This is a genomic window from Pseudomonas sp. ATCC 13867 (assembly GCF_000349845.1).
Classification (GTDB): Bacteria; Pseudomonadota; Gammaproteobacteria; order Pseudomonadales; family Pseudomonadaceae; genus Pseudomonas.
Window position 1 is genome coordinate 2,152,588 of the sequence record NC_020829.1, and the last position, 17,777, is coordinate 2,170,364.

Below are 17,777 nucleotides of genomic sequence, written 5' to 3' on the forward strand. Positions count from 1 at the left end.
CGCCGCAATGGACGGGGCGCGGTGGGCGGCCGTCAGGCTGCCTTGGGCTTGCTGCGCGACCAGATCAGGTCGTGCGTGCCGTCCTCGTTCTCGATCAGGCGGGCATAGACCGTCGCCGGGAACGAAGGGTCGTCGATGCTCACGGACAGGTACTCGCGCCCGGCCTCACTGGTCTTCTTCCACGCCGCGCCGATCTCGTGGCCGGCCGCCTGAAGGTGGAAGTCGGGGGCGTTCTCGCTGTCGCCCTTGTCGTTGGGAACCAGCTTGACCTTGACGTTCAGGGTCAGGGTGCGGAGCTGGCCGGTGAAGCCGTCTTTCTCTGCGGTGAAGGTGCCGATGTTAGCCATGATGTTTCTCCTTTCGGGTTGAACAAGGTCGCGCCAGTGCGTCCTTGTTGTGATCCGGCCGGCGGGGGATGGGCTGGCCGCACCGCGCAGCGGTCGCAACACCGTGGAGAACCTGGAAGCGAAAAGAATTTGCTGCGCGAGGAAGCCGCGCAGCGGCGGGGAAATTGTTTTCGCTGGAAGGTTGCGGCCATGAAGCCCAAGGCGCAGCCGCGCCCCCGCCAGGATTCACGACAAGCCAAGGACGCACGGGCCGCCTGTCCCGAATGGAGACATGGCCGACTCGGCATCCCCGCGTGACGGCTTCACCGGCTTGCGCCCTGACGCGGGCAAGGCCAATCCCCCAACGACAGGCGAGAACGCCCCCGCCGCAGCTTGCGGTGACGTGCGTGAGGCGTGGTGTGGAAGTTCCATAGGCAAGACCGGGCGGCGTGTCGGTGAACCGTCCTTCGTGACGTGGTTGCTCTGAACCGCCAGCGTCGAGGCCGGCACGCTTTGGCACAACCTGCCGCAGCAAGCCGGGGCGTAGCCCCACAAGCCCCGCCCATTGCGGCGGGGCGCCATCGAAATCTTGCCCGCGTCAGCGGGCACCGATCGCCGTACCGCGCGCAAGGCCGTTGCGCGCCCGCCCCGTCGCCGCCTGGCCGAAGGCGGCGACGGGGCGGTTTTGCGGTGGACGTTGAAACCGGGCGCGGCAGGTCTGCCGCGCCCGGTTTGAGGTGAAACCCCGGCGCTGTGCGCCGGGGCTATGCTGCTATGTCACGCGGCGAGCGCGTGGGCTTCCACTTCGTCGGCGGCATCTTCCGGTGCATCCACGTCCTGCGCGCCTTCCTGCGGCTCCGTGTGGTGTCCGCTCTTGAACACGGCGGGCATCCAGCCCGTACCATCGGCCAGCCGTTCCGCCTCGCTGGCAATGTCGGCCTTCTTCAACTTCGCCAGCCGGGTAGCGTGCGACGGCGCGAACTCGCCCACGGCTTCCAGAATCACGGCCTTCGGCACATGCTGGAAATATCCGTCTGCGGTGGGCTGCCACCATGCGGCCATGTCCAGCCCCACGGCCTGCGCTAGTTCCGCGCCCGGCTGGTGCGCCGTGGCGCGGGGCGTCACCACATCCACGGTCGCCGCCACGCATACCGCCAGCAACCGCACCAGTTCGCCTTGCTCCATCGCCAGCAGCGCGGCGAACAGTTCAGCGCTGTCCTGCGGCAACGCTTCGCCCGCGACTTGCTGCAATTCGCGCAGGGCTATGGCGGCGAGCGAATCGGGCCAGTCCGGGGCCATGCTTTCCAGCCGGTCTTTCACGGTGAGGCGCACGCCGAGCGGCAGGCCGTCGTGGTAGTGGCCGTCCTGCAGGACGGTCTGCACCATGCCATGCACCAGCGCAGCCAGCGCGACCTGCGGATGCCGGGCCACTTCAATTTGCAGCGCGGCGGTGCGGTGCGCGCTCAAGCGCTGCGCCAGCCGGTCGGACAGGATCGCGGCCTTGGGCTGCTCGGCGTCCTCGCCTTCGTCGTCGTTCCCGGCTTCGCCCTCCGCGTTGCCGAACCCCTGCCGCAAGCGTTCCAGCGTGCGCAGCGCCTTGGCTTCGGCTTCGCGCAGCAGCCCGCGATGAATCACGGCTTCGCCCTCGCGGTCGAGCGTGACGATGGCACCGGCCACGGCGCACACGTCCGGGGCGTAGCCCTGCAAGGCTTCCTCCACGGCTTGCAGTTCCCCGGCAACCTGTTCGCGGCGCGGTTCCAGCGCCTCGGTCTTGTCCTCGTCCTCGGCGTCGTAGGCGTCTTCCAGTTCGGCGTCGATCTTGTCGAGGCGGGTTTGCAGCGATGCGATGCGGCGGGCTTCGCGGGCGCTCGGTTCGCGGCGCTGGCGCGGTGCGTTCTGGAACGCCTGCCGCTCGGCGTAGCTCATGTGCGGCACGGCTTCCACCCACGCCCAACCCTCGGCGCGCACGTCCCCGGCCAGCGCATCCAGCTTGCCGCGCACCAGCGTTTCCAGCAGCGCGGCGTCGGTCAGGTAGGTTCCGGCATCGCCTTCCGCGAACAGGTCGCGGCGGATGCCGCCACCCGCCGCCGTGTAGGCGTCCAGCCCGACGAAGCGCACCAGCGGATGCGTGGCGTCGAGTTCGCGTTCGGTCAGGCGTTCGCGCAGCGCGGATGCGCCGCGCTGCCATTCCGGCGCACCGTAGAACGCGGCTTCCTGTGCGGGGTGGTCGTCGGTGATGGTCAGGGCCATCAACTGTTCCAGCGTGACATTCCCGGCCCGGTAGTCAGCCAGCAGGCGCGGCGAGACGTTGGCCAGCTTCAAGCGCCGCTGCACCACCAGCGGGGTCACGCCGAAGTCGGCGGCAATGTCCTCGATGGGGCGGCCTTCCTTGACCAGTACGGCGAACGCCTCGAACTGGTCGGCCGGGTGCATCTGCTCGCGCAGCAGGTTTTCCGCGAGGCTGACGGTACGGGCCGAAGCGTCCGGCACCAGCAGGCAAGGCACTTCGTAGTCGGCGGCGATGCGCTTTTTCTTCGCAAGCAGCTTCAAGGCGGTCAGTCGGCGGTCGCCGGCCACCACTTCGTATTGCTCGCCATCGGCGGCAAGGATGACAACGAGGTTTTGCAGCAGACCGATGCGGGCGATGCTCGCGGCCAGTTCGGGAATGGACAAGCGCGGGGTCTTGCGTGCGTTGCGCTTGGAGCGGCGCGGCAGCAACTGCGAGAGCGGAACCAAAATCAGGTTCTTGGTCGGGTCGGCCACTTCCAGCGGCGCGGCGGTTTCGATGGCACGGGTTTCGATTTGGGTAACGGCGTTCATGGTGATAACTCCTTGCGGTTAGGGATGCAGCAGCGAGAGAAGCGGCAAGGGCTGCTGCCTGCCCCTGCCGCGTGGGGATTCAGGCTTTCAACTGGCGCATGCCATCGGCCAGCAGCCAAAGCGCACGGTTGAGGCGGATGTTTGGGTCGATGCCCTGCACCGGGCGGGTTTGCTGGCGGCGTCCGTTGGCGCTGCGCCCGCGCAGGCCGCCTTGGGTCAGGTTCTCTTGCGTGCGGTTGAACACGCTCCACAAGTCCGGGCGGCGGTCGTCGAAGCGGCGCGGCATCAGGATTTGCGATTCCGTGATGGGCGCGGGTTTGTCGGGGTCGTCGTACTTGAGGGCCAGCGCGGCGCGGGCGAACACTTCGGATTCGCCATCGTTCAAGGTGATGGCGCGCATGGAATCGCGGGATTCCTGCACGCGGTCGAAGCCGCGCAAGACTTCGTAAGCGCCTTCGATGACGGAACCGGCCACGTCGCCTTTGTGGGGCACACGCACATCGGCTACCGTGTCGCCGCACACAAGGCCATTGCTGCACACGAACCGGAACATGCCCGCGAACATTTGGTAAGAACTGGTGCCGTCGTGCGAATTGAGAAGCACGATTTCATTTGCTTCCGCGCCGTTGATCTGGCTGGCGTGGCGCAGGCGCAGCATGTGTTTGGTGTAGTCGCGGCGGTCGTCGTGGCGGACGCGGGTCTGTGCTGCCATGAAGGGTTCAAACCCTTCCTTGCGCAGTTCCGCCAGCACGGCGGCGGTCGGGATATAGGCGTACCGCTCGGAACGGCTTTCATGGGGGGCGTCCGCGAAGATGGATGGCGCGACCTTGCGGATTTGATCGTCGGACAGCGGGTAATCGCTGCGCAGCGACGGGGAACGGGAAGCGAATCGGGATGCGAGTTGCATTGCATTTCTCCTGACGAAAAGGGTTTGCTGTTCAAACCGCACACCGGATTCCTAGATTCGGAGCCCAGCCTTTCGGCTGTTCGGTGCGGTTGGCACGAGGAACCCGGTTGGCCCTGTTGCCACCGTCTTTCCTGAGTTCATCGCCCGCGGCCAAAGGAGCGCGCGGACGGGGGCCGTCAAGGAGACAAGCGCAGGGTTGGTGCGGCCCGCAGGCGCAGCCGAGGACACGGCCCTGCGCGCCTTGACGGCACACGGAAGCGGGCTACGGTCGCGGGTAAGGTGATGAAGTCAGGGGAGACGGCTGGACAAGGCAACGGCCATCCCTATGTGCTGACCGCACGGCAAGCGAAGCGCGCAGGCCCGAAGCTGGAAGCCGGGCCGAAGGCGTCAGCCGAGCGGAGCGAGGGAACGATGGAAGCCCGAAGGGGGGCGAGACGCCGCAGGCGGCTCGATGCGAAGCACGACAGCGCGACCGGCCATGCTTCTTGGCCGGGGACGCCCATGCAGTCGTGGAGATGCAGCGTGGATCTTCTGTGGTGGACAAGCAGCCTTTGCGGCATCGGTATTGCCGCGCCGGCGCAGCCGGGGCGGCGGTGTTGCAGGGGCGCCAAGCGAAGCGCGGCGGGGATGTGCCGCAGGCACTTCCCCCGGAGTGCAAGCGCCAGCGCGCAGCGCCGCAGGCGCGAAGTCATCGGCACCAGGGCGCAGCAGAAAAAAGGTGCGCCGCCCCGCAGGGCAGCGCACCGGATGGCGCCAGGCGCGATCAGTTCGCCGTCATCGTCTGCAACTGCTCGATCACGCCGGGTTCGACGAAGACGCACGGCTGGTCGGCCGCGATCGGCACGTTGAACACCTGTGAGAAGGCTTCGCGCTTGAGGTGCGCCAGGCGGCCCGTCCGGTACGCCTGTTCGGGCTTCACGCGGCCACCGCCCGCCGGCGAGCCGCTGCGCTGCGGGTCGCACTCGACCAGCGCGACAAAGCCGTCGTCGGACAGCTTCTGATGCTCGGGGCACAAGCCCCAGCCGGTTGCCGTGTGACGCTCCATGCTCGCGCGCAGGCGGCGATCCAGCAGGATGGCGCCGGTGTCGAAGCGAGTACCGCAGACAAGGCAAACGTGTTGTTCAAGCGAAACGTGCGATTTGTCGTTCATGACGATCTCCGGTTGCACGGGCGGAATTGCCCGGAACCGTCGCCAGCACGGCGCAGCGCAAGCAGTCAGGGGTCGCAGACGGCCGCCAGGACGCAAGCGCGCAAGGCGCGTGCAGCCCTTGACGGCGAGACCGCCGTGATACGGTGAAGGGAACAGCAAGACCGCCCTCAACCTCACAACGAAGGCGCGGACAGGCAAGCGGAGCGCGCAGGCCCGCCAGGGCCGAAGGCGTTAGGGATCAAAGCCGAATGGCCACGACTCGCAGAGGCGTGGGGCGCAGCCCGCGAGCCCGACGGCGGAACGACGGGACGCCCCCGCGGATCGGTTACACGATGGCACAAATGGGCTACGATGTGGCTACACTTTTCCAGAGTCTGTGTCCATGGCAAGCAGTGATGTCGTTCGCGCCCGAATTGATAAAGAAATCAAGGAGGAAGCCAGCCATGTCTTATCCGGAATGGGGCTGTCGATTTCGGATGCGATTCGCATGCTGCTAACACGCATCGCGACCGATAAGGCCTTGCCTTTCGATCTGAATCGTGTCGCTTCTCCGCTGAAGCGCAAGACTCCATGAGTATGCGAAATATCTTTCAGGACTCGCAATGACAGAGCCAACAATCATTTGCCCAAACTGCAAGACCGAGATTCGCTTAACAGAGTCTCTCGCAGCTCCGCTTATCGCTGCGACGCGTCAGCAATACGAACAACAAATCGCACAAAAAGACTTGGATTTCGCCAAGCGCGAACAAAGCCTGCGGGAAAAGGAAAAACAGGTTGCCGAGGAAAAACGCGCGCTCGATGACCAAATTGCAGATCAGGTTGCAGCACAACTAAAGACCGAGCGCGCACGAGTCATAGCCGATGAAGCCAAGAAAGCGAAGCTCGCGAGCGCGGCAGAATTGGACGCGAAAGCACGTGAGCTAGTTGAGCTTCAGGAGGTATTGAAGTCACGCGATGAGAAGTTGGCCGAAGCCCAAAAGGCGCAGGCTGACTTGATCAAGAAACAGCGTGAACTCGACGATGCTAAACGCGAACTGGAATTGACTGTTGAGAAACGTGTTCAAGAGGGCTTGACCGAAGTGCGAGCTATGGCACGGCGAGAGGCCGAAGATGGTTTGAAGCTCAAGGTAATGGAGAAAGATCAAACCATCGCGTCGATGCAACAGAAGATCGAGGAATTGAAGCAAAAGGCAGAGCAAGGCTCGCAGCAACTGCAGGGCGAAGTCCAGGAAATGGATCTTGAAAACCTACTGCGCGCGAAATTCCCATTTGACTCTATCGAGCCTGTTGCAAAGGGCGAGTTCGGTGGGGACGTGCTGCAACGTGTTATCAGCCAAACTGGACAACCAAGCGGCGAAATACTCTGGGAGTCAAAGCGAACCAAGAATTGGAGCGACGGCTGGCTCTCCAAGTTGCGCGATGATCAGCGAACCGCTAAAGCGGAGGTGTCGGTTCTCGTGAGTCACGTATTGCCAAAAGGCATTGAGACTTTTGATGTTATTGATGGTGTTTGGGTAACCAGTCCACGGGCGGTTCTGCCAGTAGCAACGATACTCCGCCACACTCTGCTTCAGGTAAGCATGGCTAGGCAGGTCAGCGAGGGGCAGCAAACCAAGACCGAAATGGTTTATCAGTACCTGACCGGACCGCGATTCCGTCATCGCGTGGAAGCGATCGTTGAAGCGTTCTCCTCGATGCAGCAAGACTTGGATAAAGAACGAAAGGCCATCATGAAACAATGGGCGAAGCGTGAAGAGCAGATCGAGCGTGTAATGGGCGCCACTGTTGGTATGTATGGGGATCTGCAAGGCATAGCAGGTAAGTCACTGCAGGAAATCGAAGGCCTGAGCCTGGTGGCTCTGCCCGGCCCAAATGATGAAGAACAGGGAAGCTAAAAGCCGTGACTCAAAATTCAAATACGAATGATGCGCCAGTCCCATCACCTGCTGACGTCGTGCCTGCAAAAACACCGCCTTTACCCGCCATACACGATGCAGCGCAGCAGGCACGAAATCTTCGGCTGGTACTTCAAGACGACAAGCAGCGCATAGGTTGCTTCCTTGGGGCTGGCTGCCCTCTTGGCGTCTACGATGCTGAAGGAAAAAATAGCATCGTGCTGATTCCAGCGGTTGTGGAATTGACAAAACGTATTGCTGCTGGACTGTTGTCGGCAGATGAAGCACCTGAAGCTACGTCAAAGTTCAAAAAGCACTGGGACGCATTGTGTGAAGAATGCAAGCCAGCAGATGGCAAAGACCCTACCGTAGAAGACGTGCTGACGGAATTGCGTACTTTGGCGAATCGCCGAGGAAGTGCGGAAATTCTGGGGATGACGAAAAAGGACTTGAGCGACCTTGACGAGAAGGTTTGCGCGTTAATCGCAACGGAAATACGGAAACCATTGCCTCTGTATCGCAACGCGTACAACCGTTTTGCGTCTTGGATAGGTGGGGTATATCGAAGCTCACCTGCTGAAATATTTACTCCAAACTACGATGTTCTCTTCGAGCAGGCATTTGAGCAGCACCCGCTCCCACACTTCGACGGATTTGTTGGTTCCCACAAGCCTTGGTTTGATTTGGCATCGATAGAGCACGACGTTATCCCCTCAAGATGGACGAGGTTGTGGAAGCTTCACGGATCAATCAATTGGGAGAAAAGCGAAGAGATCGTAAATGGGGCGAAGGTAACCCGTGTCGTTCGTGTGACCCGTGAGGCAGAGGCGGGCAAGGTCATGATCTTTCCATCTCATCTCAAGTATGACCAAAGCCGTCGCATGCCGTACCTCGCGATGCTTGATCGACTAAGAGCCTTCTTCCATGGGAAGGATGCTCCTAGATTAGTGGTGTGTGGATATTCTTTTCTTGACGATCACTTGAATGAAGTCTTGCTTGATGGGTTGAGGGGGAATCGCAATGCCCAGTGCTTTGCGCTGATGTATTCAGGACTTGGACAGCACTCTAGAGCTGTGGACTATGCAGTAAAGCAAAGCAATCTCACCGTTCTTGCTTGGGACGGAGCGGTCGTAGGAACACGAGTAGGCCGATATCGACCCGGAACCATTGGTGGCAATGAGCACACTCCTTGGCTCACTGAAGAAGAGACCGAGGTTGGGGATGGCTCCAAAGAGCAGCAACCGCGCAGTCGTTTAGGCGATTTCCACTACTTTAGCCTTTTTCTTGAACAGCTTTGCGGTGGGGGCACTCACGATGCACAACCAGCCGGGTAACCCAGACCCATCACGGCTCGGAACCGTTGAAGATGTCAATGGTTCGAGTGTGAGCGTGAAGCTCTCAGAGAGCACGCCCGGTGGCCTTCTTTTTGTTAATGGGGAGGCATACCGTGTTGGACAAGTTGGAGGGTTCGTTCGTATTCCATCAGGATATGTCGATCTGTATGGAGTGATATCTCAGGTCGGCGCCGGAGCTGCACCCGGGCCGCCCGAGCTTGCTCCTCAGCTCGGTAATCGGTGGCTCAGAGTTGAACTTGTTGGTCAAGGACGACGGGGAACAAAGTTCGAGCGAGGGATAGCCCAGTACCCCTCGATCGGAGACTCGGTTCACGTAGTCACTGAGTCGGATTTGAAGACGGTGTATGCACCAGGGGACGATGATGGCTACGTCGCCGTAGGACGCGTTGCCAGCGCCGAGTCGATCCGTGCGTACCTGGATATGAATCGGCTTGTTACTCGCCACTCTGCTGTCGTTGGGAGCACCGGCTCCGGAAAGTCGAATGCCGTTGCAAATCTGTTGGGAGCAGTTTCTGACCAAGCACGCTTCAAGTCTGCACGCGTTGTACTGTTTGACCTCCACGGGGAGTACGCAAAGGCCTTTGGCGATCAAGCTAGGGTATTCAGAGTCGGAGCGGATACGGCCATAGGCGAGCGCGAGCTGCATGTCCCATTTTGGGCGCTGACGGCCGAGGAATTCATTTCCATAACGATGGGTGCAGTCTCAGGGACACCTTTGACCTTGCTGCAAGAAAAGCTGCTATCAAGCAAGCGCGCGTCAAAGGCGGCAGGTGTCGCACATGGCCTTCCAGACCTCACGATCACGATCGACACGCCGCTGCCATTCTCCGTTTACCAACTCTGGCATGATTTGTATTCGCTACATTGCGCAACTCACAGCGTAAGTAAGAACCAAAACCAGACTGACGCTACGCGCACGTACATTGAGGAAGGTGCGCCCCCAGTCAAAGCAGTTGGCGATGGCGACCAGCTTGTTCGTCCGAGATTTCGTCCGCTCAAAGACGAAAAGAATGATCCTGACAAGGTGTATGCGGGGATCTACGGTGATTTGCCGCGCGGACACCTCGATAGTTTGGAAAGCAAACTTCGAGATCCTCGCATGCAGTTTCTGTTTCGTCCTGGCCAGTGGGCACCCGACAAGGACGGAACAACGGGCGCTGATCTAGACGCGTTGCTTGAGGCATGGATAGGCGCAGATAAGCCGATCTCTGTTTTCGATTTATCAGGTATTCCTACCGCTGTTGTGGATGACTTGGTAGGGGCCGTGTTGCGTATTCTGTATGACGCAATTTTTTGGGGTAGAAACAAGCAAGAAGGCGGTAGAGAGCGGCCCCTTCTTGTCGTCCTTGAAGAGGCACATGTATACCTTGGCCCTCAGTCAAAGAATAGAGCTGCGATTGCAGCACGGCGCATCGCCAAAGAGGGCCGGAAGTACGGCGTTGGCTTGATGCTAGTCAGTCAACGACCATCCGAAGTGGACACCACAATTCTTTCTCAATGCGGTACGGTTGTGGCCTTACGTTTAACCAACGACTCTGATCGATCCCAAGTAACCTCCTGCGCATCGGACAATCTCAAAGGGCTGTTTTCAATGCTTCCGGTTCTCCGAACTGGTGAAGCATTGGTCGTGGGTGAAGCCGTCAATATGCCAATACGGGCAATCATTGACCGTCCGCCTGAGGGCCGACGCCCGGAAAGTGACGATCCGATGGTCGTTGTGCCCAAGGGGGAAGGCGGTAAGCGTATAAGGTCTGGCGGATGGACAGAACCTGTCAAAGATGAAAATTACAAGCCTCTAGTCGAGGCGTGGCGCAAGCAAGATCCTAATGCTGGAAAAACACAGGCAACGGATTCAGAAACCTGATTTTCAACCGAAGGAGACGACACTATGGAACGCACCTCCGTTACTTCAAGCAACATCAACTCCATTGGCTATGATGCCGATAGCCAGACACTGGAGATAGAGTTCAATAATGGCGCTGTTTACGAATACTCAGGGGTTCCTGAGGGCGAGCATACTGGGCTTATGAACGCGGACTCCAAAGGGACGTACTTCAATGCCAACATTAAGAATCGGTATCCCTTTTCGAAGCACTGATAGTGACCGCGGTCAGTAGGCATCAGATGATGGCCTGCAAGCCCTTATCAGCGATAACGTTGAGCAGCTTGAGCGCAGGGCCGGTGGGGTGAGTTTCGCCTTGCTCCCACTTGCGTACGGTCGAGGCCGACGTATGCAAGTGGAGCGCGAACACCGGCTGGCTGAACTTTAAGGTTTCGCGCAAGCGCTTGATATCCGCCGCGCCGAACTCGCGCACCGGCGGCGGGCAAATCGCGTCGAACTCGCGCATCGTCACCTTGCCGATGGCTCCCGCCTCAACGAGCGCCGCCAGGTCGCCACGCAGCGATTCAATGATCTTGCTCACAATGCACCTCCACTAAAACACCCAACTGCAACGCCTTCGACAAGGCTTCAGCAGACAGTTCCAAGAACACCTTGCCGGCGAATTGCAGCGCCTTCTTTTCGTCCTGCGTGATGTTCGCCTTGTCGTTCTTCGGGAAACCATGCAGGAACACGTAGCGGCTGCCGATCCTGGCCGATACCAGCGTGCGGTAGCCGCCGCTCTTGCCTCCGCCGGCGCGGGCCACCCGCTTCTTGTAGAGGGAGCCGCCCAAGTCCGCGTCGATCAGACCGCTTTCCATCCCTTGAACCGCCTTGCACAACGCGGCATCGGGCAGCTTCTCGCCCGACTGCCAGCGTGCAAAGTCCTTGCGCTTCAGGATGTCCGTCATTTCGACGTCCAAACTATACCCGAAACGGGCATACTTTTCCAGTCTCCGGTGTAGCACCTAGATAGAAGGGATGACCCGCCCGATTGTCGTGACGCCGGCACGACAATCGGAGCCGACAGGACGGGATGCCGGCCACCGGTCACGCGGGCACCCTTGGCCGAAATCAGCAACGCATAGGCCGACCACGGCAGCGTGAAGACCTTGGCCAGCTCGGCGAGGCCGAATTTCCCAGACACTGTCTCGGAAATTGCAGAACAGGGATAGTCGGTCGGCAAGGCAGCGGGGGACGCCACCGAAAGCGTCCTCTTGCTCATGCCGTGGCCTCCGCAGGGCGCCGCGCGCCCGTGATGGCCTGCCGCCTGCTGGCCACCAGCTCGGCCGCATCGCGCACCGGCTTGTCCTCGGTGTGGACATAGTGCATGAACATCGCCACGGTCTTGTGGCCGGTGAGCTTCATGCCTACCTTGGTCGGCACGCCCGAATTGGCAATGTCGGTGGTCGAGCGATGGCGGATGCCGTGCGTGCCGACGTGCGGGACGCCGGCGGCCTTGAGCACCCGGCACCAACCGCCGTAGTGCTCGCCAAAGGTTAGGTGCTTGGTCGGGTCGTTGGGCGACGGCAGGACGTAGGGGCAGCCCTCCCGGCGCGGAGCCGTCGAAAACAGCCGATAGGCTTCCGCGCTCATGGGCTTTGAAAGGCCGCCGGTCTTGCTGTCGGGCCAGGCCACACGCCGGTTCTCCAGATCGACCCAACCCCATTCGAGCATGCAGATTTCGGAGCGGCGTCCGGCGAACTCGAATTGCAGGCGGATCGCCAGCGGGATGACGTAGTTCTCCAGTCCTTCCGCCTCCAGCTTCGCCAACTGGCGGAAGATGAGCGCCAGCTCGTCGTCCACGATGAGCCGGGTTTCCTCGCCGGGCGGGTACATCGGGACGTGTCGGCACGGGTTCGTGCCATCCGGGCGGTAGCCCCACACTTCGGCCAGGTTGAACATCTTGCGCAGCACGCCGAAGGCGTTGTTCGCTTCGGCCGGCTTGTAGGCCAGCTTCTCCATCAGCCCAGCAATGTCGGGCCGCTTCACGTCCTGCACCTTCTTGCGGCCGATCAGCGGGACGATGCAGCGGTCGATGACCGCCTGATAGCCGCGCTGCGTGCTCGGCTTGTTGCGCTTCTTGGAGTAGTCCTCCATGAACTTCTTGCACAACGCTTCGACCGTGGGCGCCTTGCGCGCCTCGGCCTTGGCGCCACCGGGGTCGCCGCCCCGGCGAACCTCGGCCAGCCAGTCCTGCGCCATGACGCGGGCCTGCTCCACGGTCAGTTCCCCGAACAGGCCCAGCGAGGGCTTGCGGGGTTGCCCGGAGTTCGTGCGGTACTGGAGCATGAACACCCGGCGGCCCTTCGGGGTAATCTTGCACAGGAAGCCCGGCACCACGGTATCCCGTAGTTCGATGTCCTTGGCCTGGGGTTGCGCTGACTCTACGGCGGTCTTGGTGAGCTTGATCTTTGCCATGATGACTCCTTGGAACGACCCGGATTCCAAGAGCCAGATAGGAGCGGCGCGAGGGAAAACCGGGTCAAGTTTCAGAAAGCACCGGCATATGATGGACGCGCGTAAGTTCTTGATAAACCTGCTGTATCGAGCTGCGACGCAGTCCAGCGAAGTACCGGGCTGGAGTCATCGTCAAACAAAAAAGGCGCCCTAGGGCACCTTTTTTGTCTGGGTCACCGATCAGCCGTTGTGGCGTTTCAGGACCAGTGTGGCGTTGGTGCCGCCGAAGCCGAAGCTGTTGCTCATGACGGTGTCGATCTTCGCGTTCTCGCGGGTCTCGCGCAGGATCGGCATGTCGGCGACTTCCGGGTCCAGCTCGTCGATGTTCGCGGAACCGGCGATGAAGTTACCTTCCATCATCAGCAGGCAGTAGATGGCCTCGTGAACACCAGCGGCGCCCAGGGAGTGGCCGGACAGGCTCTTGGTGGAGCTGATGGCCGGGGCCTTGTCACCGAATACGGCGCGGATGCCACGGATTTCGGCAACGTCGCCGACCGGGGTGGAGGTGCCGTGGGTGTTCAGGTAGTCGATCGGGGTATTCACGGTCGACAGGGCCTGCTGCATGCAGCGGATGGCACCTTCGCCACTCGGGGCGACCATGTCGTAGCCATCGGAGGTGGCGCCGTAGCCGATGATTTCGGCGTAGATCTTGGCGCCGCGCTTCAGGGCGTGTTCCAGTTCTTCGACAACGACCATGCCGCCGCCGCCGGCGATGACGAAGCCGTCACGCTTGGCGTCGTAGGCGCGGGAGGCCTTTTCCGGGGTTTCGTTGTACTGGGTGGAGAGGGCGCCCATTGCGTCGAACAGGCAGCTCTGGCTCCAGTGCTCTTCTTCACCGCCGCCGGCGAAGACGACGTCCTGCTTGCCCATCTGGATCTGTTCCATTGCCTGGCCGATGCAGTGCGCGCTGGTGGCGCAGGCCGAGGAGATGGAGTAGTTCACGCCCTTGATCTGGAAGGGAGTGGCCAGGCAGGCGGAAACGGTGCTGCCCATGGTGCGGGTGACACGGTATGGGCCGATGCGTTTGACGCCTTTTTCGCGCAGGGTGTCGATGGCTTCCATCTGGTTCAGGGTGGAAGCACCGCCCGAGCCTGCGATCAGGCCGGTACGCGGATTGGAGATCTGCTCGGGAGTGAGGCCGGAGTCCTTGATCGCCTGTTCCATCGCCAGGTAGGCGTAGGCGGCGGCGTCGCCCATGAAGCGGAAGACCTTACGGTCGATCAGCTCTTCCAGGTTCAGGTTGACCGAACCGGAAACGTGACTGCGCAGGCCCATCTCGGCATAGCTCGGGTTGTGCCGAATGCCTGCACGGCCTGCGCGCAGGTTGGCGGAGACGGTGTCTTTGTCATTGCCCAGGCAGGAAACGATGCCCAGACCGGTAATCACGACGCGACGCATGCGGATACCCTTAGAAGCTGTCAGTGGAAGTGAACAGGCCGACGCGGAGGCCTTCGGCGCTGTAGATTTCGCGGCCATCGACGCTGACGTTGCCGTCGGCGATGGCCAGAACGAGCGATCGATTGATCGTACGCTTGATGTGGATGTTGTAGGTGATTTTCTTGGCGGTCGGCAGGACCTGGCCGAAGAATTTCACTTCACCCGAACCCAGGGCGCGGCCACGGCCGGGATTGCCCTGCCAGCCGAGGTAGAAACCTACCAGCTGCCACATGGCGTCGAGGCCCAGGCAGCCCGGCATTACCGGATCGCCTTCGAAGTGACAGGCGAAGAACCACAGGTCGGGGTTGATATCCAGCTCGGCGACCAGTTCGCCCTTGCCATACTTGCCGCCCGTCTCGCTGATGTGGGTGATACGGTCGATCATCAGCATGTTGGGGGCGGGCAGTTGCGCATTACCCGGGCCGAAGAGCTCGCCGCGGCTGCAACGCAGCAGGTCTTCTCGGGTGAAGGCGTGTTGTTTGGTCATGCGAGCTCCTCAAAAATCCTGGATGGCAGGCGGTGTTGGCTTCTGCCTGCGGCGCCGCGCTCCGTTGTTATTGTCACGGGTCTCACGCGGCAGCCTAGTCATAGACTATTGCCTTTAAGTGAAAGTCACAGCGTCCGGCGAACGCTTGTTCACTTTTCGTCGGCGCTGGGTTGTCGTCAGGGGGCACAGGCCCCGTGGCCGGTCCGCAGTGTGGTGCATGCTCTCGCCCGGATCAACGACCTGGAGCAACCCAACGCTGCAGTATCCGTTGCAGTTCCGCCCGTTTGAACGGTTTGGCCAGGTAGTCGTTCATCCCGGCTTCCAGGCAGGCTTCCCGATCGCCCTGCAGGGCGTTGGCCGTCAGGGCGATGATCGGCACCTGTTCGCCGCCGGGTCTGGCGCGGATCTGCCGGGTGGCCTCATAGCCGTTGAGCACCGGGAGCCGGCAGTCCATGAGGATCACCGCGAACTCGCCGCGCTCTGAGGTGCGGACCGCCTGGACGCCGTCACCCACCAGCGTGACGCGATAACCCAGGCTGCGCAACATAGCTTCTATGACCGTTTGATTCACCGGGTTGTCCTCGACGAGCAGAACGGACTGACCAGCGGCAAGTGTGTCGCTCCCCGCATCGCCTTCCTCCGAGGGCGCCTGGCGCTCGCGGAAGGGCAGGGGAATTTCCAGCGTGAAGGTCGAGCCACAGCCTTCCTCGCTGGTGGCGCCGAGGGTTCCGCCCATGCGTTCGGCCAATGTCCGGGCGATGGGCAGGCCCAGTCCGGTGCCGCCGTAGCGACGCGAGGTGGAGGAATCGGCCTGTTGGAAGGCGTCGAACATATGTTCCAGGCGCTCGCGGGAGATGCCGATGCCGCTGTCCTGCACCGAGCAACTGAGCCACAGGACCTTGTCGTCCAGCGCCTGCCAGGTGGCCTCCAGCCGCACGCCGCCGTCTTCGGTGAATTTCAGGGCGTTACCCAGCAGGTTCACCAGGATCTGCCGGATGCGTGTCGGGTCGCCCTGGACCTCGAGAGCGCTCAGGCCATCCTGCACCGCCAGTTCCAGAGACAGGCCACGCTGGTGGGCGCTGTGCTGGAAGACCTGCACTGAACTCTGGATCAGCTCCAGCAGGTTGAACGGGATGCGTTCCAGTTCCAGCGCGCCGCGCTCGATGCGGGAGAAGTCGAGGATGTCGTTGATCACCTTGAGCAGGTGTTCGGTGGATTCGGTCGCCAGCGCGCTGTATTCGGCCTGTTCCTGGTTCAGCTCGGTGGTTTCCAGCAGTTGGAGCATGCCCAGCACGCCATTCATCGGGGTGCGCAGTTCGTGGCTCATCATCGCCAGGAAGTCGGATTTTGCGCGGTTCGCCTCTTCGGCTTCCTCCCGCGCGGCCACCAGTTGGGCGATGCTGCGTTCCTGCTCCAGAGCAGCTTGTTGCAGGCCGCGGGCGAGGTTGTTGATATGCCGGGCGAGGTCGCCGACTTCGCCATCATCGGGTACCGGCAGGGTCGTATGGTAGTCACCGCTCTGGATGGCCTGTACCGCGCGTCCCATCGTGCTGATCGGTGCGGCCAGGCGGCGCGCCAGGCGACGGGCGAGGAGGCAGGTCAGCACCAGGGCGAACAGCGCCAGCAGGCTGGCCTTGAAGAGAATCTCCTGTTGGCGATCGCTGAACGCATCGCTGGCCATCCCGACGACTACCCGCCCGAGGTAGTCGCTGCTGGATGTCTCGGCCTGGGCGTTGAGGGCGACGCCGAGGTTGCCGTCGCCGAGCTCGATGTTCTCGCGCTGGATGGCCGCGTGGAAGATTTCCACTTTGGTGGAGGCCTGCGCCGGGTCGGCGGGGTGTTCGACGTAGACCAGGATGTTGTCGCTGCGGTCGCGCACTTCGATGAAGCGTACGTGGGCGGTGCCCAGGGTCGCCCGCAACAGGCTCTGCAGTACCGGCAGGTTGCCGGAAATGACGCCGTATTCGGCGGCCGGAGCCAACTGGTTGGCAATCAGTTGGCCGGTGTGATTGGATTCTTGTCGCAGGTCCTGCAGGCGCGAGTAGGTGAAATAGCCGGTGAGCAGCAGTGTCAGCAACAACGCCGGACCGAGGCTGATGGCCAGCATGCGCGTCTGGATATTCCAGCTCTTGCGGGCGCTCATGGGGATTCTCCTTCGGCAAGACGCTGTGCGAGCGAGGCGTCGTCCTGCAGCTCGATGCCCAGCGAACGCGCCACCTGGCGGTTGCTCTGCACCTTGAAGCGTTCAGGGTAGAGGCTCGAGGGCCATTGCGATGGCGGCTGGTCGAGCAGTGGGTCCAGGGTATCCAGCCAGTCGTTCTGGTCGCTGTAGGTGCTGGCCAGACTGCCGGCCCTGACGAAGGCCACGGTGGGGCCGATCAGGGCGCGGTTCTCGGCGTAGGCGCTGAGCAGGATGCCTTTGATGGTGCGCGGGTTGTAAAGCAGTTTGTCGTCCAGTCCGAGCAGCAGGTCACTGTTGTCCAGCAATTCGCGCAATGGGCGGGGATCGTCGCTGCGGTCCTGCTCCTGGGGGAGCAGTTCGACACCGAGTTGCCGGGCGTGCTCCGCCAGTTCCTTCAGGAGGAATGCGCTGGCGGGGCTGAAGAGTACGCCGATGCGCTGCGGCCGGGGATGCAGTTGCATGGCCAGTTGCAACTGCCGAGAGGGCGGCGGATCGCTCCAGAGCAGGCTGATGCCGTCCGGGCGTCGGTCGTCGAGCAATTGCTGCGCCTCCACACGGCTGACCAGCAGCGTCAGCGCCGGCGGTCCCTGTTCGCTGGCCAGGCGCCAGTTCAGGGCGACGCTCCCGAGCAGCAGCAAATGGGTTTCCGGGGACAGCGTCGAGGCGGCGGGGAGGGTATCGGGTGACTCCAGGCGGATCCGGTCCGCCGGGCGGCGTTCGGCCAGCGCCTGGCTGAAGGCCTGCACGGCCGCACCCTGTTCGCCGCTGACCAGCAGCAGTTCGCGGGCCAGCGCCGGCAGCGCCAGCAGGCAGGCCAGGCCGAGCAGCAAGGGGCGCAGACGCTGCCCGAGGCTCATCCCTGAGCGGCGAGCCGGCATG

Annotated in this window: 17 protein-coding genes; 5 read left to right on the plus strand and 12 right to left on the minus strand. The window is 62.0% G+C overall.

The genetic code is table 11. The features are described 5' to 3' along the window. Nucleotides 1-32: 32 nt before the first annotated feature. From H681_RS09865 to H681_RS09880, 4 genes are all read right to left on the minus strand, one after another. Complete coding sequence (locus H681_RS09865; RefSeq protein ID WP_014646114.1) at nt 33-347, minus strand: DUF736 domain-containing protein; 315 nt, start codon at nt 345-347, stop codon at nt 33-35. A gap of 756 nt (nt 348-1,103) precedes the next feature. Continuing rightward, complete coding sequence (locus H681_RS09870) at nt 1,104-3,146, minus strand: ParB/RepB/Spo0J family partition protein (RefSeq protein WP_015476704.1); 2,043 nt, start codon at nt 3,144-3,146, stop codon at nt 1,104-1,106. 79 nt (nt 3,147-3,225) lie between these two features. Continuing rightward, entirely contained in the window at nt 3,226-4,053 is an 828-nt protein-coding gene (locus H681_RS09875; RefSeq protein WP_015476705.1) for a DUF932 domain-containing protein, read from the minus strand. 763 nt (nt 4,054-4,816) lie between these two features. Then, nucleotides 4,817-5,203, minus strand: coding sequence for a hypothetical protein (locus H681_RS09880; RefSeq protein ID WP_015476706.1), 387 nt, complete (start codon nt 5,201-5,203; stop codon nt 4,817-4,819). Between the two features lie 382 nt (nt 5,204-5,585). On the opposite strand from H681_RS09880, the gene H681_RS25760 reads away from it, so the two are divergent. From H681_RS25760 to H681_RS09895, 5 genes are all read left to right on the plus strand, one after another. Further along, entirely contained in the window at nt 5,586-5,777 is a 192-nt protein-coding gene (locus H681_RS25760; protein ID WP_015476707.1) for a type II toxin-antitoxin system RelB/DinJ family antitoxin, read from the plus strand. Between the two features lie 28 nt (nt 5,778-5,805). After that, nucleotides 5,806-7,098: a DUF2130 domain-containing protein gene (locus H681_RS09885; RefSeq protein WP_015476708.1), complete on the plus strand. Its 1,293-nt coding sequence runs from the start codon at nt 5,806-5,808 to the stop codon at nt 7,096-7,098. Between the two features lie 5 nt (nt 7,099-7,103). After that, nucleotides 7,104-8,432 carry an SIR2 family protein gene (locus H681_RS25765; RefSeq protein ID WP_201765468.1) on the plus strand — a complete coding sequence of 443 codons (1,329 nt, stop codon included), beginning with the start codon at nt 7,104-7,106 and terminating at the stop codon, nt 8,430-8,432. Nucleotides 8,433-8,793: 361 nt separating this feature from the next. Then, a complete protein-coding gene (locus H681_RS25770) occupies nt 8,794-10,317 on the plus strand; it encodes an ATP-binding protein (protein WP_236620537.1) in 1,524 nt (507 codons plus the stop codon). A gap of 24 nt (nt 10,318-10,341) precedes the next feature. Next, nucleotides 10,342-10,551, plus strand: coding sequence for a KTSC domain-containing protein (locus H681_RS09895; RefSeq protein WP_015476711.1), 210 nt, complete (start codon nt 10,342-10,344; stop codon nt 10,549-10,551). A 22-nt stretch (nt 10,552-10,573) separates the two neighbouring features. Here the strand turns inward: H681_RS09895 and H681_RS09900 are convergent, their stop codons facing one another. From H681_RS09900 to H681_RS09930, 8 genes are all read right to left on the minus strand, one after another. Next, entirely contained in the window at nt 10,574-10,876 is a 303-nt protein-coding gene (locus H681_RS09900; RefSeq protein ID WP_015476712.1) for a helix-turn-helix domain-containing protein, read from the minus strand. Beyond that, on the minus strand, nt 10,860-11,243 hold the full coding sequence (locus tag H681_RS09905; protein WP_015476713.1) for a type II toxin-antitoxin system RelE/ParE family toxin: 384 nt from the start codon (nt 11,241-11,243) through the stop codon (nt 10,860-10,862). The genes H681_RS09900 and H681_RS09905 overlap by 17 nt, the downstream gene beginning before the upstream one ends. After that, the gene (locus tag H681_RS26355; protein WP_157883313.1) at nt 11,240-11,557 is read right to left on the minus strand and encodes a hypothetical protein; all 318 of its coding nucleotides are present in this window, start codon (nt 11,555-11,557) and stop codon (nt 11,240-11,242) included. The genes H681_RS09905 and H681_RS26355 overlap by 4 nt, the downstream gene beginning before the upstream one ends. Next, nucleotides 11,554-12,753, minus strand: a complete 1,200-nt coding sequence (locus H681_RS09910; RefSeq protein ID WP_015476714.1) for a tyrosine-type recombinase/integrase — start codon at nt 12,751-12,753, stop codon at nt 11,554-11,556. The genes H681_RS26355 and H681_RS09910 overlap by 4 nt, the downstream gene beginning before the upstream one ends. A 219-nt stretch (nt 12,754-12,972) precedes the next feature. Continuing rightward, nucleotides 12,973-14,190: a beta-ketoacyl-ACP synthase I gene (gene fabB, locus H681_RS09915; protein ID WP_015476715.1), complete on the minus strand. Its 1,218-nt coding sequence runs from the start codon at nt 14,188-14,190 to the stop codon at nt 12,973-12,975. A 10-nt stretch (nt 14,191-14,200) separates the two neighbouring features. Further along, complete coding sequence (fabA, locus tag H681_RS09920; protein ID WP_015476716.1) at nt 14,201-14,716, minus strand: 3-hydroxyacyl-[acyl-carrier-protein] dehydratase FabA; 516 nt, start codon at nt 14,714-14,716, stop codon at nt 14,201-14,203. Nucleotides 14,717-14,948: 232 nt separating this feature from the next. Further along, the gene (locus tag H681_RS09925) at nt 14,949-16,859 is read right to left on the minus strand and encodes an ATP-binding protein (protein ID WP_015476717.1); all 1,911 of its coding nucleotides are present in this window, start codon (nt 16,857-16,859) and stop codon (nt 14,949-14,951) included. Then, complete coding sequence (locus H681_RS09930) at nt 16,856-17,776, minus strand: ABC transporter substrate-binding protein (RefSeq protein ID WP_167650135.1); 921 nt, start codon at nt 17,774-17,776, stop codon at nt 16,856-16,858. Before H681_RS09930 ends, H681_RS09925 begins: the two co-directional genes overlap by 4 nt. Nucleotide 17,777: the final 1 nt, after the last annotated feature.